We start from the raw sequence: 16,047 nt of genomic DNA on the forward strand, positions 1-16,047 counted from the left end.
TCCGCCAGGGGTCCACTCACCAAGCCGGGGGGAGGGGCCTCCCCGATCCGCATCTGAATCACGAAACCCGCGGGGTGTAGCCGTTTGAGCGAGGAAATCAGGGACGAGCTGGCGCGGCTGACGCTGGAGCTGTGCGCCATCCCCAGCGAAACGTGCCACGAGGCCGAGATCGCCTCGTGGATCCACCACCGGTGCGTGCAGGCCGCCGGCGCGCGGGCGGTGACGCGCATCGGCAACTCCGTGATCTGCGAGCCGTACGGCCGCAATGAGCGCCCAGGCGAGCCCGTGATCGCGCTGGTGGGCCACGTCGACACGGTGAAGTGCGCCGAGGGGCAGCCGCTGGAAATCCGCGACGGCAAGGTGTACGGCTGCGGCTCCAGCGACATGAAGTCCGGCGTTGCGGTGATGCTGGCCCTGCTGGACCGCTGGCGCGAGCTGGGGCGCGCGCGGCCCGTGTGGATTTTCTACGAGGGGGAGGAAGGGCCGGCCGAGGGCAACGGCCTGGGCCCGGTGCTGGAAAGCGGCGTGCTGCCGCCCATCGACTTCGCCTTCATCCTGGAGCCGACCGACCAGGGGGTGCAGCCCGGCTGCATGGGCCTCATCCACGCCACCGTCACCGTTCGCGGCACCCGCGCCCACAGCGCCCGCCCCTGGCAGGGCGACAACGCGCTGTACCGCGCCATTCCCGTGCTGGAGCGGCTGCGGGCGTTCGAGCGGCGCGCGGTGACGTTCGGCGATCTCTGCTTCTACGAGGTAATCGTGGCCACCGCCGCCCTCACCCGCAACTCGCGCAACGTGGTGCCTGACGCGGTGGAGCTGAACGTCAACTTCCGCTTCGCCCCCGGCAACACGGCCGAAAATGCCGAGGCCGAGCTGCGCGCCCTGGTCGGCGACCTGGGGGACGTGGAGGTGACCGACAGCGCTCCCGCGGGGGACGTGCACGCCGACCATCCCCTGCTGGCGGACTGGTGCCGGGCGGAAAAGCTGAAGGTGATGCCCAAGCAGGCGTGGACCGACGTGGCGCGCTTCACCGCCAGCGGCATTCCCGCCGTCAACTTCGGCCCGGGCGAGACGGCGCAGGCCCACCAGGCCGGCGAGTGGGCGTCCATCGACTCGCTGGAGCACTGCTACGGGGCCCTCCGCCGCTGGTTCGGCCCATGAACCCCATCCTGTCCGGCATCGCCCCCTCGCTGATCCGCGAACTGAACGCCCGCAAGAAGCCGGGCGACATCGACCTGGGGATGGGCGAGCCCACGCTGAAGCCGGACATCCGCTACTTCGAGGCGGCGACCGAGCGCGTGCGCCAGGCCGGCTGCCCGTACTCGCCGAATGCCGGCTACACCGACCTGCGCGCCGCCGTGGCCGCGTACCACGGCTTTCCGGACCGCGGCGGGGCGGAGAACGTGGTGATCACCGTCGGATCGGAAGAGGCGCTGTACCTGGCCATCAAGGCCGTGCTGGACCCGGCGCGCGACGAGGCGCTGATCGTGGAGCCGTGCTACCTGGCGTATCCCAAGCTGTGCGCGCTGGAAGGCATCCGGCACCGCACCGTGGCGCTGAACGGGGACGACGGCTTTCGCCCCAGCGCCGCGCGCGTGCTGGCGGCGATGGGGCCCGCGACGCGGATGATCATCCTTAACTCGCCCAACAACCCCACGGGGCGCATCTGGCCCCCGAGCGAGCTGCGCGCCCTCGCCGACGGGCTGGCGGCGCGCCCGGGCCCGCCCGTCTGGGTCCTTTCGGACGAGGTGTACCGCGAGCTGTACTTCACCCCGGAACCGCCCGCGTCCATCGGACAGATGTGGCCGTACGCCCTCGTCGCCGGCTCGCTTTCCAAGAGCAACGCGCTCACCGGCCTGCGCCTGGGATGGCTGGTGGGCGACCCGAAGGCCATCGCCGCCGCGACCAAGGTGCACCAGCTGGTGAACACGGCCGCGAGCACCTTTTCGCAGATGGTGGCGCGCGAGGTGTTCGCCAGCGCCGCCAACCTGGGCGCCCACCGCGCGCACTACGCCGAACGGCTGGAGCTGGTGGCGGGGCTGATGAAGCGAAACGGCATCGGCTGGGTGCGGCCGGAGGGCGCCTTCTACTGCATGGTGCGCCTGCCGATGGCGCTGGAGCACGATTCGCTCGCCGCGGCCGAGGCGCTGCTGGAGGCGCACCACGTGGTCGCCACGCCGGGGCGCGCCTTCGGCGACAGCGGCGAAGGCTGGCTGCGGCTCTCGTGGGTGGCGGAGCCGGACGACCTTCGCGCCGCCATCGAGCGCATCGCCGCTTTCTTCGCCGCGGCGGACCGCGCCTGACCGGCAGTCGGCGCGTTTCTTTCGTCCCCGGCGCAGAAACGTACGTACCCATCCCCGGAAGCCTTTTCGCATGGCTCTTCGCGCCCGACGTCCCCCGGACCCCCTCCGCGACCACCTGGTCGAGGTGCGCCGCCACCTGCTGCGGCTTCACAAGGCGCTGATCGACAGCGAGCGCCCCCTGTACGAGCAGCGCTCGGGGCCGATCTCCAACATGCAGCTGCTGCAGGCGCTGCTGGAGGACCCGTTCTTCGCCTGGCTTCGTCCCTTTTCGGGGCTGATCTCGTCCATCGACGCCGCCCTGTCCGACGACGAGCCGGTGACGCGAGACCAGGCCCGCGGCTTCGTCAGCCAGGCGGGGGCGCTGGTGTCCGGCTCCGCGGAGGCGGACGAAAACGCCGCCCGCTTCGTGCAGGTGCGCCAGCGCGATCCGGCCGTGCTCTTCGCGCAGACCGAGCTTCACCGCCGCATCGCAGAAGCCCTCCGCTGGCTGGACGCGCCGGCGTGATGGCTCTTTTCGTTCCGTTCCGGGTACTGGCTGGCCGGTCCCCACTGAACCACCTCCCGTCATCGATGGTGTCATGAAGCTCATTCGCCCCGTTCTCCTTGCCGGGTTCGCGCTGGCGTCCGTTCCGGCGGCCGTGCACGCCCAGGCCGCGCCGGCCGACAGCGCCGCGCGCAACTGGCACCTGCTGGACCCCGCCGCCGACCGCGTTCCGGGGATCAGCGCCGAGCGCGCCCACCGCGAGCTGCTGGCCCGCCGCCAGGTGCGCGACACGATCATCGTGGCCATCATCGACAGCGGGGTAGAGGTGGACCACCCCGACCTGGACGGCGTGCTGTGGACCAACCGCCGCGAGGTGCCGGGCAACGGCCGCGACGACGACCGCAACGGCTACGTCGACGACGTCCACGGGTGGAACTTCATCGGCGGGCGCGACGGGCGGAACGTCAAGGAAGACACGTACGAGGTCACGCGCCTGTACGCGCAGCTCCGCCCGCGCTTCCAGGACGCCGACTCGGCCTCCATCCCCGCGGCCGACCGCGCGGACTACGCCCTGTGGCGCCGCGTGAAGGCCGACTTCGAGGGGCGCCGCGCCGAAGAGGAGCAGACGCTCGGGGCCATCAAGCAGGCCGAAGAAACGCTGCGCCAGGCGGAAACCATCCTCAAGCGGGAGATGGGCACCACCGCCCTCACTACAAGCGCGGTGACGCTGTTCAGCCCCAAGGACCAGATGGGGCAGCAGGCGCGGCAGATCTACCTGCACTTCGCCGGGCTGGGCTACTCGCTGGAGCGCGTGGTCGAGGCGCGGGAAAGCACCGAGGCGGGCGTGCGGTTCTCGCTGAACCCCGAGTTCGACCCGCGCAACGTCGTGGGCGACGACCCGCGGAACCCGACGGAGCGCGGCTACGGCAACAACCAGTACGAGGGACCGGACGCCGGGCACGGCACGCACGTCGCCGGCATCGTGGCGGCCGAGCGCGGCAACGGGCAGGGGATCGACGGCATCGCCCCGGCGGTGCGCATCATGTCGCTTCGCGCGGTGCCGCAGGGCGACGAGCGCGACAAGGACGTGGCCAACGCCATCCGCTACGCCGTCGACAACGGCGCCCGCGTGGTGAACATGAGCTTCGGCAAGTCGTTCTCGCCGCAGAAGGAGCTGGTGGACGCCGCCGTCCGCTACGCCGAGGAGAAGGGCGTGCTGCTGGTGCACGCCGCCGGCAACGACGGCGCCGACCTGAGCGAAGAGCCCAACTTTCCCACGCCGCTGCTTCAGGGCGGGCGGCGCGCCGCCAACTGGATCGAGGTGGGCGCCGCGTCGTGGCAGGGCGGCGACCACCTTGCAGCGTCGTTCAGCAACTACGACGAGCAGCTGGTGGACGTGTTCGCCCCGGGCGTGGCCATCCTGTCCACCGTGCCGGACGGCGAAATCCAGCGCAACGACGGCACCAGCATGGCGGCGCCGGTGGTGGCGGGCGTGGCGGCGACGATCCTGTCGTACTACCCGGAGCTGACCGCCGCGCAGGTGCGCCAGATCATCATGGAGTCGGCCACGCGCTTTGCGGGGCTGAGCGTGGTGCGTCCCGGCAGCGAGGACGAGCGCGTGCCCTTCGCCCAGCTTTCCGGCACCGGCGGGGTGGTGAACCTGCACGCCGCGCTGCAGATGGCCGAGCGCATGGCGCGCCGCTAACGGCCGGGCGCGGGGTTGCGGAAAGGCCCGTTCCGGGTTGACACAACCCCGCGCCGCGGCTAGGTTTGCGGCCAGCCGAGGGGGTGGCTGCAGTGCTGGGATAGCGCCGATGAGCGGCGCGAAGAGGATCTGGGCGGGGCCCGCCCGGTCCTCTTTCTTGTTGGCGTCCGGCGGCGGCGTTGCGCATCCGGCGGATTCGCCGCACATTGCTGCCCTGTTCCAATGAGCCGAACCGCACTTGTCACCGGCGCCACGGGCTTCGTCGGCGGCCACCTGGTCCGCCGGCTCGCCCGGTCGGGGTGGACGGTGCGCGCCCTGGTGCGCGGCGGCAGCGACACCCGCGTGCTCGACGAGGTGGGCGCCCAGCGGGTGCAGGGCAGCCTGGGCGACGAGGGGGCGCTGCGCGAGGGCGCCAGCGGCGCCGACACCGTCTTTCACCTTGCCGCCGTTACCGCGGCCCGGGGCGAAGCCGCGTACGTCCGCGCCAACGTGGACGGCACCCGAAACGTGGTGCGCGGGATCAACGCGGCGTCGCCGCCCCCGCGGCGGCTGGTGTACCTGAGCTCGTACGCCGCCTGCGGCCCCGCGCTCCACGGCCGCCCGCGCCGCGCGGACGAAACGCCGGGGCCGGTTTCCACGTACGGACGCACCAAGCTGCAGGGCGAGGCGGTGGTCGGCGGCGAGCTGGCGGGCGGCACGAGCGCCGCCATCCTGCGCGCCCCGCCCGTGTACGGCCCCGGCGACAAAGCCCTCCTCCCCTACTTCCGGCTGGTGAAGCGACGGCTGGCGCCCGCCCCGGCGGGCCCCGAGCTGCGCACCCACATGGTCTTCGTGGAGGACCTGGCCGCCGCGCTCGCGAACGCGGCCGACGCGCCCCCCGGCACGTACGCCGTCGCCGAGCCCGTGGAGCATCCGTGGGGCGACATCGTACGCGCCATCGCGGCACAGATGGGCACCCGGCCCGTGCGGCTGAAGCTTCCCCCCGCGGGGGTGAGGGCGGCGGGCACGGTCGTCGGCTGGTTCGGCGGCATTGGCGTATTCAATCGCGAGAAGGCCGAAGAGATGCTTGCGCCGGCCTGGCTTTGCGATCTCACGGGGCTGGACGCGCTGATCCCGCCCGGAACGGCCACTCCGCTCGCGGAGGGCATCCGGCGCACGGCTCAGTGGTACCTGGAACAGGGATGGGTTTGATGGCGACGATCGAGGAGACGGTGCGGGGTACCGTGGACCTCTTCGACAAGTGCCGCCGGTTCACGGCGGCGCGGGAGATGATGGACCGCGGGCTGTACCCGTACTTCCAGCCGATCGAGGAATCCCACGACACCGAGGTGGTGATCCGGGGCGAAACCAAGATCATGGTGGGCTCCAACAACTACCTGGGCCTCACCCATCACCCGTACGTGCTGGAAAAGGCCCGCGACGCGCTGGCCCGCTACGGCTCCGGCAACACCGGCAGCCGGTTCCTGAACGGCACGCTGGACATCCACGAGGAGCTGGAAACCCGCCTGGCCGCCCTGATGGGCGCCGAGGCGGCGCTGGTGTTCAGCACCGGCTACCAGACCAACCTGGGCATCATCAACGGCCTGGTCACCCGCGGCTCGCTGGTGGTGCAGGACCGGCTGAACCACGCCTCGCTGCTGGACGGCGCGCAGATGGCCGCCGGCGAGCTGGCGCGCTACCAGCACGGCGACATGGGCGCCCTGCGCCGCGTGCTGGGGCGGCACCGCGACGCCAACGGCGTGCTGATCGCCACCGACGGCGTGTTCAGCATGGAGGGCAACATCGTCGACCTGCCCACCCTGGTGGAGATCAAGGACGAGTACGGCGCCCGCCTGCTGGTGGACGACGCCCACTCGGTCGGGGTGCTGGGCGAAAACGGCGGCGGCACGGCCGAGCACTTCGGCCTGCAGGACCGGGTGGACCTCACCATGATCACCTTCTCCAAGTCGTTCGCCTCCATCGGCGGCGCGGCGGCGGGGCCCGAAGACGTGATCCACTACCTGAAGCACCACGCCCGCCCGCTGATCTTCAGCGCCAGCATGCCCGGCTCGGCGGTGGCGACGGTGCTGGCCTGCCTGGACGTGATGCAGCGCGAGCCCGAGCGCCGCACGCAGTTGTGGAAGAACGCCCACTATCTGCGCGGCGGCCTGCAGTCGCTGGGCTTCGACACCGTGGGCTCCGAGACGCCCATCATCCCGGTGGCGTCGGGGAACATGGAAAGCACCTTCATCTTCTGGCGCGCGCTCTTCGACGCCGGGGTGTTCACCAACCCGGTGCTGCCCCCCGCCGTCCCCGAGAAATCGTGCCGCCTGCGTACCTCGGTGATGGCCACGCACACGGTCGATCAGCTGGACCAGGTGCTCGACGCCTTCAGCCGCGTGGGCAGGCAGCTGGGGCTCGTGGGAGGCCAGGCGTGAGCACGGCCGCTCCGGTGGCGGTGACGGCTGGCGGGGTGCGCGTCCGCGAGATCGCCCCCGGCCAGTCGCTGCGGCCGTTCGTAGACTTTGCATGGACGGTGAACGGGCGGGATCCCCAGTGGGTCCCGCCCCTTCGCTTGGCGCTGGAGCCGGTGCTGGACCGCAAGAAGCACCCGTTTCACCAGCACGCCGACGTGGCCTACTTCGCCGCCGAGCGCAACGGGGTCATGGCGGGGCGCATCGCCGCCGTCGTGAACCACCAGTACAACGACTTTCACGGCGAGAAGACGGGCACCTTCGGCTTCTTCGAGTGCCGCGACGACCCCGAGGCCGCCACGGCGCTGCTGGACGCCGCCGCGGAGTGGCTGCGGGCGCGGGGGATGGACCGGGTGATGGGGCCCTTCAACTTCTCCACCAACGACGAGTCTTCGTCGCCCGGCATCCTGGTGGACGGCTTCGACACGCCGCCCACGGTGATGATGTCGCACAACCCGCCCTACTACGGCCGGCTGCTGGAGGGGGCGGGGTGGACCAAGGCCAAGGACCTGGTGGCGTACTGGATTCCCAGCAACCAGGTGCCGGAGCGCGTGCAGGCGGGAATGAAGCGGCTGGCCAGGCGCATGGGCGCCACCATCCGCTCGCTGCGCATGAAGGACCTGAAGGCCGAGGTGGCGCGGGTGCAGGAGGTGTACAACGCCGCCTGGTCGCGCAACTGGGGCTTCGTTCCCATGACCGAGGCCGAGTTCGCGCACATGGCCAGCGAACTGAAGCCGGTGGTGAACCCCGAGCTGTGCCTGCTGGCCGAAACGCCGGAGGGCGAGCCGATCGGCTTTCTCCTCGCCCTGCCGGACCTGAACCAGGCGCTCAAGCACCTGCCCGACGGCCGGCTCTTCCCGTACGGAATCCCCAGCGGCCTGGTCAAGTTCCTCTGGCACAAGCGCAAGATCAACACGCTGCGCATCCTTACCTTGGGGATGAAGCCGGGGCTGCAGGCCTCGGGGCTGGGGACGGCGGTGTACATGCGCGGGCTGGAGGTGGCGGAAAAGAACGGGTTCGTTGCCGGCGAGGCGTCGTGGATCCTGGAAGACAACCACGAGATGTGCACGGCGATGGACAAGCTGGGCGCCCGCCAGTACAAGCGATACCGGATCTTCGAGCGCCCGCTCTGATCGTTCGATCCCGCTCGACCGACGCCCCGCCGGCCACCCCTGGCGGGGCGTTCTGCGTCCATGATCAGGATCACCCTTGTCGCGGGGAGGAATGGGCCGTACCCTGTACGACTGGCGATCCGCTTTCCGCCCCCGCCGTACAGATTCCCGGGTCCTCCCCGGACCCCCGCCGATCCCTGGCGGCCCATCGATCCCCTCCCTTTCATCCATCCATGACCGACGACGGCAGCGCGGGCCCTATCGTCCGCGCGGCCATCCACCCCGCCATTGGCGTAGGCCGGGTGGGCAGCAGCGACGAATGGTACATCGGCCCGCAGGTGGTGCATCCCAGGCCCGTGCCGCCCGGCGACACCTAGGGCGCCCTCAAGCGGCACGCCGCGGAGTTCGAACGCGTGGATCGAGGCGGTGATGGCCGCCACCACGCCCGAGGCGCGCCTGGCCGCCTACCTGGATCGCGCTTCGTGGACGCGGGCGCTCCCGGACGGCACCGCCGGGGCGATGACGACCATGGTGGAGATCTTCGGCGACATGGGCGTGCTGGAGGTGAAGCCCGGCATCGAGAACGACCCGGCGCTGCCGCGGGTGATGCTGGTGGAGTCGGTTGGGCCCAACGTCCCGGCCGTCGCCCCCGCCGAGGTGCTCCAGGCGGTCGCAGGCGTCGCGCATCCAAGGCGAAGCTCCGCGCGCGCGGCATCGTGGAGGGCGACTGGCGCACGGAATACACCCCGGGCGTGGCCCCGCTCCCGGTGCGGCCCCCGCCCCCGGCCTGATCGGCTCCGCTCCACTTACGAAAGGGCGGCTGCGCGAGGTGCGCAGCCGCCCTTGGTGGACAAGTCACACGGATCAGCGGGGCGCCTGCTCCCCGGCGCGCTTCGACTCGCCCTCAGGCGACTTGGGGCGCTCCGCCGGCGACCGTCCCGCCGCGCGGACGCTGATCACCTTGTTCAGCATGTCGAACCAGAACGGCGCGCCCAGCGAGATCGCCAGGCCGGTCATCAGGAGGCCGAAGAACTTGGCCAGCCAGCGTCCCGCGTAGGTTGTGCCTGAAACGGCTTCGGCGGGAGGCGCAACGCTGTCATTGCTCGGTGCGCTCTTCGCGGTTCGCGTGTCCGCCGCGCCGCTCACGAGCTTGGCACTCGCCGCGTTGCCGGCCGTGGAATCGGCGCCCGTCTTCTTCGACTTGAATCCGAGATACGCCCAGTCTTCTCTCGTCCATCCGAGCTTCAGCTCCATGCTGTCCAGCATCGCGCGAGTGGCGAGATACTTGAGCTTCGCGGCGGAGTCGGGCGTGGGGGCCTTCGCGGTGTCCGGCGTTGCGGCTGTCGTCTTCGGCGCTGCAGCCCCCGGGAGCGGGGGAGCAGAATCCGCCGGTGCGGCGGGTGCATTGGCCTGGGCACCTCTCGGGGCACTCCCGGCGCTGGCGGAGTCAGTGCCGGTCGGCTGGCCGCCGGGGGCCGGGACCGGAACCTTGGTCATCGTATCCCCGGGCGTGGCGTTCACGATCGTGTCGAGTGCAGGGAGCAGCCTCGCGGCGCGGTCTGCCATGGCGGTGCGTAGCGCGTCGTTCTCGGCGAGCCGCTTCCACATCTGGATGGTGTCCGCGTTCAGGAGGATGGCGATGATCAGGCCGATCACCAGCAATGCGCCCTGCGTGTAACGTTTGTATGCCCCGGACACGCGATCCATCGAGTTGTTGAACCACACCTCCGTGCTGTCGTGCAGCTTCTGCAGTGGGGTTTGCGCACTGGCGACCGCGCCCACTATCTGGGCGCGAACGTTCGGGTCCAGGGCGGGGGTCTTCAGAAACTCCTGCAAGCCACCCAGGTGCTCGGTGACGTCCAGCGGCGATTCGCGCTTCAGCAACTCCAGCAGGGCGACGAGTTGCGCCGCCTGCTCTGGGTCCGCCGGGCTGGTCGGCTTTGGTGCTTCGGACGACGCGCCTTCCGTCGTCCTTACGCCATCGTGGGTGGAGGTCTTCGGCTTCGTGCCCTCATCAGCTCCGGGCTTGGGCGCATCGGGGTGCTGGTATCCCAGAATGTCCAGAAGCGCCAGTGCGAAGCTCCGGGCGGGGATGTACGATGGGAGGCGCGGGTCCCCCCCGCCGGTGATCTTTCCCCACACGCCGGTGCGTGTAGCCAGTGGGCGGATCAGCCGATGGCTGTAGAACTGTTCGACTAGCTTGGTGGGCTTGGCGAGGGGCTTGTCTCCCACGGCGTTCGACGCCAGGGCGACGGCCTCGTTTCCGTCGATGTCGTCCAGCAGCCGCGCGATGCCCTTCGCGAGCTCCTTTCCGCGCTTGTTCAGGAGAGCAGAGATGTACTCGTGGATGGCGGTCGCCATCAGGGACAGCAGCAGGTAGATGAAGGTCAGTCCAATTACGATGTCCAGGATTTCCAGGCCGAACATGGGTGCCTCGGTGGGGGCGGGGGAGTGCCTCGGCGCGGGGCGGGGGGAGCGATTGCGCGCGGGGTCCGAGAAGATGGATGGACAGGAAACGTGATTTTCTCGTACTGTCCCTGTGCGGCGGGACCGCGGGCGGATTATGATGTCGCGCGCTCGATCAACCTCTCCCCGCCCCTCCCATGCCCTTGAATCCCACCGAATACCTGTCCGTTCTCGTGTCCATCGTCGTGGGGCTGGGCATTTCGCACTTGCTCTCGGGGACGGGAAAGCTCGTCGTCGCGCGGCGCAGGGTGAGCATGTACGCCCCCACGCTGATGGCCGTATTGCTGGTGTTCCTGGCGCACGTGCAGTTCTGGTGGGGAAACCTGGGGTACGGCGAGGAGGTGGAGGGAAACTTCTTTGCGTTCCTCGCTTTCCTGGTGGGCCCGGTGCTTCTGTTTCTGCTGTCGGTGCTGGTGCTCCCCGACTTCGACCAGGAAGGCGAGCTGTCGCTACAGGCGCATTACGAGGAGAACCGCCCGTGGTTCTTCGGCATCGTCCTGGCGCTGCCGGTGACGAGCGCACTTCGCAACGTGCTGGTGCAGGGCGACCCCGTGTTCACCGCCGAGCGCCCGTTCGAACTCGCCTTCGCCGCGCTGGCGCTCAGCGGATTGCTCGTCCGCAACCCGCGCTACCACGCCGTGCTGAGCGCCCTGATGCTGGCGCTGTTTGCATCCATGATGCTGCTGACGGGCCTGCGGCCGGGATGACGCGGGGGCGTTGAATGAACGAAGGGGGCGCGCCCGCAGGCGCGCCCCCTTCCTTTTTCCGACCCGTGCGGCCCGTATCAGCAGGGCGCCGCCGGGTTCAGCACACACTCGTTCTGCGGGAGCGGCAGGAACGAGAGCGCCGGCGTTTCGCGCGACACCGCCGTGCCGAAGCGCCGGACGTCTTCCCACCGCAGCCCCTGCAGGAAGAGCTCGTAGCGGCGCTGGTATGCAATCTCGGCCAGCACCTCGGCCTCGGTGTCCAGCGCCTCGGCCGACAGCGCGGGCATGCACGCCACCGGCTCGGACAAGTTGCCGTTGGTGGCGCTGGGGGTGCACTGGGTACGCACCCCGTTCACCAGCGGCGCGGCCAGGGCCGTCCGGCCCGTGCGCGCGTACGCCTCGGCCTGGATCAGCCGCATCTCGTCGGGGAGGTAGATGGGGAACGGCGCGTTGCGGTCCGCGTACTGGCGCAGGTTGCGCAGCGGCACGGCGGGCGACCCGTTCACCGTGGCCTGGTCCAGCCGCAGCCAGAAGCCCGGGCGGTCGTCGGAGGTGTCGGCCTCGGCCACGAACTCCTGCGTGCCGCGCACGTAGTTCAGCCCGAACTGCGAGTAGGCCCATACGGGGTTGCGCAGCGGGTCGGGGTACGAGAACACGTTCAGCCGGTTCAGCGGCACGCGCGCGGCCGCGTCGATGGCCTGCTGGTGCTGGCCGTCGATCAGGTAGTACCGGGCCAGCATGGCGTTGATCACGTCGCCCAGGTTGTAGCCGATGGCCACGCGACCGTTGAAGTCGCCCAGCTCGCTGGCCGCCACCGACCCCAGCCCGGCTCTCGCCTGCTCCAGCAGCGAGAGCACCGTGTCGAGCACCACCGCCCGCGGGTGCAGCGGGTTCTCTTCCATGGTGGCCGTCACGGGGATCTGCTCGTACTGCAGGATGGCCGCGCCGAGCGCCATGGCCTTGTACGTACGCGCCAGCGCCAGCACGCCCGCCTCGGTGCCGCGGGGCAGCCCCACGTTGCCCGCGTTGGCCAGCAGCTCCTCGGCCGACCTCACCACGCGGAAGGCGTTGGTGTACGGCTGGCTCACCACGCCGAAGCTGGCGTCGATGCCCACGCCGGTCACCAGCGAGCGGTCGGCGACCAGCGATACGGTGGTGGTGGAGATCTCGTCGGTCACCAGCCCCGGGGCGCGCACCATGTTCAGCACCATCCCGGTGCCCGCGGTGGTCCCCGCGAACTGCCCCTGCATGCCCACCGCCAGCGCGATGATGCCGTCGGGGGTGGTGAGCACCAGCTCCTCGGGGGGCGAGTTGGGGTTCGTCAGGTCCAGGTCGCACGCCCCCGCGGCGGCCAGCGCGGCCAGCAGCAGCACGCGCCCGGCGCGGCGTGAAACGGAATTCCGCATCGTCATTCGATTCCTCAGAAGTTGACCGTCAGCCCGACCGACAGGCTGCGCGGAATGGGCGTGGTTACGAAGTCCACCCCGCGCGCGACGGTGCTGCCGCCGAACAGGTTGACTTCCGGATCGATCCCCGAGTAGTTGGTCCAGGTGTGCAGGTTGCGCCCGGCGACGCGCAGGCTCACGCTCTCCGCGCCCAGCCGCCCGCGCACCCAGGGCTGGTCGAAGGTGTAGCCCAGCGCCACCTCGCGCAGCTTGACGAACGACCCGTCCTCGACGAACGCCTCGTACATCACGTGGCGCTCGGCGTTGAGCGTGTAGTAGCCCGCCGGCACGTCGTTGGCGATCTCGCGCTCGGTGTTCTCGCTCAGGCCGAAGTAGTCCTGGATGCGGCCCGTGAAGTTGGCGACCTCGTTGCCGAACCGCCCATCCAGCAGGAAGCTCAGCTGCAGGTTCTGCCCGAACGACAGCGTGTTGCCCAGCGAGGCCGTGAAGTCGGGGTTGGGATCGCCCAGCACCCTCTTGAGCACCACGCCGTTGGCGCCGCGCGCGCGGCCGGGGTAGCAGGGCTCCGCCGGACCGGTGGTGCACAGCGTGTCGTTGAAGATGAACGCGCCCTGCGGGGTCTTGGGGTACAGGATGACGTTGTTGTTGCCGTCGCGCGGCGCGTACGCGCCGTAGAACACGCCCACCGGCAGCCCCTCGGCCACGATGTTCAGGTACTCGGAAAAAATGGTGTCGCCCGGCGCGCGCATCCGCTCCACGTTGTTGCGGTTGCGGGCGTAGGTCAGGCGCGTGTTCCAGCTGAAGCCGCCGCGCCGCACCACGTCGGCACCCGCGGTGATCTCGATGCCACGGTTGGAGATCTCGGCAACGTTCTGGTACTGCAGGTCGAAGCCTGAGCTGCTCTGCAGCGAGCGTGGAAGCACCACGTCCTTCGTGAACTGGTCGTAGATGGTGAATTCCAGCAGGGCGCGGTCGTTCAGCAGCCCCACGTCGAAGCCGGCCTCGTACTCGCGCTGCCGCTCGGGCTTCAGATCGGGGTTGCCCAGGATGATGCTGCCCGCCTGGCCCGGCCGCCCACCGAAGATCATGTCGGTGAAGTTGTTGAAGGTGCCGTACGGCGCGGGCGGCTGGCCGCCCGTCTGGCCGTACGCGGCGCGCACCCGGAGCGAGTTCACCACGCCGCCGAGGCCGCCGTCGTTCCAGAACGGCATGTCGTCCACCACCCACGAAGCGCCCAGGCGCGGGAACAGCTGCCAGCGCTCGTCGGGCCCGAAGGCCGACGAGGCCTCGACGTTCAGCGCGCCGGTGATGAACAGGCGGTCGGCGATGGAAAGGCGCTCCTGCACGAACGCGCCGACGGTGCGCAGCTCGGTGATGGCCTGCGAGGCGAACTGCGTGGCCCCGCCCACGATCTCCTGGCCCGGGGGCAGGTTTTCGGCCCCGGCGCGGATGGTGTTGGTGCGGTCGGCCGTGTAGCGGAAGCCGGCCGTGCTGGTAAGCTCCAGCGCCCGGCTCAGCGGCGACTCCAGGTTGGCCGTGACGTCGCTGTTGAAGCGGCTTACCGAGCGCACCGGGTTGGTGATGGAGCCGGTGGACGCCGGGCCCACCGAGTACGGCGGCTGCAGCAGGATGTTCGCCTCGCGCGAGTTGTCCACGCCCAGAAGCGCCGTCACCGAAAGGTTGGTGAACGGGGTGATCGTGGTCTGCACGCTGCCGATCAGGCGGTCCACGTCGGCCTCGGTGCGCACCTCGCGCAGCACCTGCAGCGGGTTCACCGTGACGATGGGCGTATAGGGGTACCGGCCCAGGCTGTCGCTGTAGGCGTAGTTGAAGCCGGTGGGGGTGAACAGCACCGCCGTCAGCGCACCGGTGGTCTGCTCGCCTTCCTGCTGATACTGCGTGTGCGACTGGATGTAGCTGCCGGTCAGCGACACCTCGAAGATGTCGGAAAGCGACTGCGTGATCTTGCCGCGGAAGGTGCGCTTGTCGTGGCCGGTGGAGCGGATGATCCCCTCCTGGTCCGTCCAGCCTCCCGACATGTAGTAGCTGGTCCCGCCGTTGCCGCCCGAGATGGACAGGTGGTGGTTCATCCCCGGCGCGGTCTGGAAGATCTGCGGCTGGATGTTGTACCGGGTGATGGGGTCGCCCAGCACGTACGCGGTGCCGTCGGGCTTGCGCAGGAACGACACGTCGCCCAGGCCGGCCTTGGCCGCGTCGTTCATGCGGAAGTACCGCGGCGTCTCGGAACTGGACCCCTCTACCGTGTACGTTACCCGCGGCGTGCCCTGCGCGCCCCGACGGGTGAAGATCTGGATGACGCCGTTGTTGGCGCGCGATCCGTACAGCGCGGCCGCGGCGGCGCCCTTGAGCACCTCCACGCGCTCGATGTCGCCCGGAGCGATGTCCGTGAGCCGGCTGCTGACGGCCGAGCCCTGGCGCGCGTTGTTGGAGCCGACGGAGATCAGCGGGTCGGTGTTGTTCTCCAGGATCACGCCGTCCACCACGATCAGCGGGTCGGCGCCGCCCAGGATGGAGCTGGTGCCGCGCAGGCGAATGGTGGAGCCCGCGCCGGGCGCCCCGGAGTTCTGCGAGATCACCGCGCCCGAGATGCGGCCCTGCAGCGCCTGGTCGATGGACACGGCGCCGGGTGCCTGGTTGACTTCTTCGCCGCGCACGGTGGACACCGCGTTCGCCACTTCGCGGCGCTCCACGGGGGCGCCGGTGCCGGTGACCACCACTTCCTCGAGCTGCAGCACGGTGGTCGCCAGTTCGACGGGGCCCACCTGCACGGCAGGGTCGCTGCCCAGCGTTACCGCGCGGCTCGCCGCGCCGCGTCCGATCTGCGAGAACTGCAGGGTGTACGTGCCCGGCGCCACGGTCGTGCGCAGCGTGAACCGTCCGGCGGCGTCGGTCGTCGTGCGGGGGCCGGTGCCCTGGGCGCCGGCGCGCAGCTGCACGTTGACGTCGGCGAGGGGGGCACGGGTGGTCGCGTCGACCACGCTCCCGACGAGGGTGTACGCCTGTTGCTGTGCCGCGGCTCGCCCCGGAGCCAGTGCGGCGAGCAGCGTCAGGACGGTCGCGCCGAGCCAGCGGCGCGGACGAAATAGGCGCATGTGTGGGTCTCTCCTGGAAAATGCGGTGAGTCTCGCTCCGCCCCGCGCCGGGGACGGCGAGCAGGCTGCCGCGGGTGCCTCGAAAAGCCGGCCGGGGGATGACGGCCGGGCAGGCCCACGCGTAACCTCTGCCTTGTTGTTAGCGCTCCGGCCGCGGCGCCGCAAGGGTTTGGGCCCGGGATGTGGACGGCGGGCGATTGGGAAGGAATCCTTTCCATTCCCAGGAAACAGCTGGCGCCCGAATCCTCCTCCTGCTACCCGTTTGCCATCGCATCCGCTGCGGAAAACAGAAGCGCAT

General features: G+C 70.2%; 13 protein-coding genes. 9 read left to right on the top strand and 4 right to left on the bottom strand.

Translation table 11 applies throughout. The annotated features are described in order from the left end of the window. Positions 1-84: 84 nt before the first annotated feature. The 8 genes from dapE (at position 85) to VF632_RS18070 (ending at position 8,434) form a co-directional block, all read left to right on the top strand. Complete coding sequence (gene dapE / locus VF632_RS18035) at positions 85-1,161, top strand: succinyl-diaminopimelate desuccinylase (RefSeq protein ID WP_331024328.1); 1,077 nt, start codon at positions 85-87, stop codon at positions 1,159-1,161. Beyond that, on the top strand, positions 1,158-2,303 hold the full coding sequence (locus VF632_RS18040) for a pyridoxal phosphate-dependent aminotransferase (RefSeq protein ID WP_331024329.1): 1,146 nt from the start codon (positions 1,158-1,160) through the stop codon (positions 2,301-2,303). Before dapE ends, VF632_RS18040 begins: the two co-directional genes overlap by 4 nt. 70 nt (positions 2,304-2,373) lie before the next feature. Next, positions 2,374-2,808, top strand: coding sequence for a hypothetical protein (locus VF632_RS18045; RefSeq protein ID WP_331024330.1), 435 nt, complete (start codon positions 2,374-2,376; stop codon positions 2,806-2,808). A 73-nt stretch (positions 2,809-2,881) separates the two neighbouring features. Then, a complete protein-coding gene (locus VF632_RS18050) occupies positions 2,882-4,492 on the top strand; it encodes a S8 family peptidase (RefSeq protein WP_331024331.1) in 1,611 nt (536 codons plus the stop codon). A 222-nt stretch (positions 4,493-4,714) separates the two neighbouring features. Next, positions 4,715-5,683 carry an NAD-dependent epimerase/dehydratase family protein gene (locus tag VF632_RS18055; protein WP_331024332.1) on the top strand — a complete coding sequence of 323 codons (969 nt, stop codon included), beginning with the start codon at positions 4,715-4,717 and terminating at the stop codon, positions 5,681-5,683. A 32-nt stretch (positions 5,684-5,715) separates the two neighbouring features. Then, positions 5,716-6,909, top strand: coding sequence for an aminotransferase class I/II-fold pyridoxal phosphate-dependent enzyme (locus VF632_RS18060; protein WP_414682904.1), 1,194 nt, complete (start codon positions 5,716-5,718; stop codon positions 6,907-6,909). Then, complete coding sequence (locus tag VF632_RS18065; RefSeq protein ID WP_331024334.1) at positions 6,906-8,078, top strand: hypothetical protein; 1,173 nt, start codon at positions 6,906-6,908, stop codon at positions 8,076-8,078. The genes VF632_RS18060 and VF632_RS18065 overlap by 4 nt, the downstream gene beginning before the upstream one ends. Before the next feature lie 212 nt (positions 8,079-8,290). Next, positions 8,291-8,434, top strand: coding sequence for a LodA/GoxA family CTQ-dependent oxidase (locus tag VF632_RS18070; RefSeq protein ID WP_331024335.1), 144 nt, complete (start codon positions 8,291-8,293; stop codon positions 8,432-8,434). Between the two features lie 87 nt (positions 8,435-8,521). On the opposite strand, the gene VF632_RS18075 is transcribed toward VF632_RS18070, so the two are convergent. Beyond that, positions 8,522-8,689 carry a hypothetical protein gene (locus tag VF632_RS18075; RefSeq protein WP_331024336.1) on the bottom strand — a complete coding sequence of 56 codons (168 nt, stop codon included), beginning with the start codon at positions 8,687-8,689 and terminating at the stop codon, positions 8,522-8,524. A 232-nt stretch (positions 8,690-8,921) separates the two neighbouring features. Further along, positions 8,922-10,484, bottom strand: coding sequence for a hypothetical protein (locus VF632_RS18080; protein ID WP_331024337.1), 1,563 nt, complete (start codon positions 10,482-10,484; stop codon positions 8,922-8,924). A 176-nt stretch (positions 10,485-10,660) separates the two neighbouring features. Between VF632_RS18080 and VF632_RS18085 the strand changes: the two genes are divergently transcribed. Beyond that, entirely contained in the window at positions 10,661-11,230 is a 570-nt protein-coding gene (locus VF632_RS18085) for a hypothetical protein (protein ID WP_331024338.1), read from the top strand. A 77-nt stretch (positions 11,231-11,307) separates the two neighbouring features. Here the strand turns inward: VF632_RS18085 and VF632_RS18090 are convergent, their stop codons facing one another. Together VF632_RS18090 and VF632_RS18095 are read right to left on the bottom strand one after the other, a co-directional pair. Next, positions 11,308-12,642, bottom strand: coding sequence for a RagB/SusD family nutrient uptake outer membrane protein (locus VF632_RS18090; protein WP_331024339.1), 1,335 nt, complete (start codon positions 12,640-12,642; stop codon positions 11,308-11,310). Positions 12,643-12,650: 8 nt separating this feature from the next. Beyond that, a complete protein-coding gene (locus VF632_RS18095; RefSeq protein ID WP_331024340.1) occupies positions 12,651-15,749 on the bottom strand; it encodes a SusC/RagA family TonB-linked outer membrane protein in 3,099 nt (1,032 codons plus the stop codon). Positions 15,750-16,047: the final 298 nt, after the last annotated feature.

The organism is Longimicrobium sp., from assembly GCF_036388275.1.
Lineage (GTDB): Bacteria > Gemmatimonadota > Gemmatimonadetes > Longimicrobiales > Longimicrobiaceae > Longimicrobium.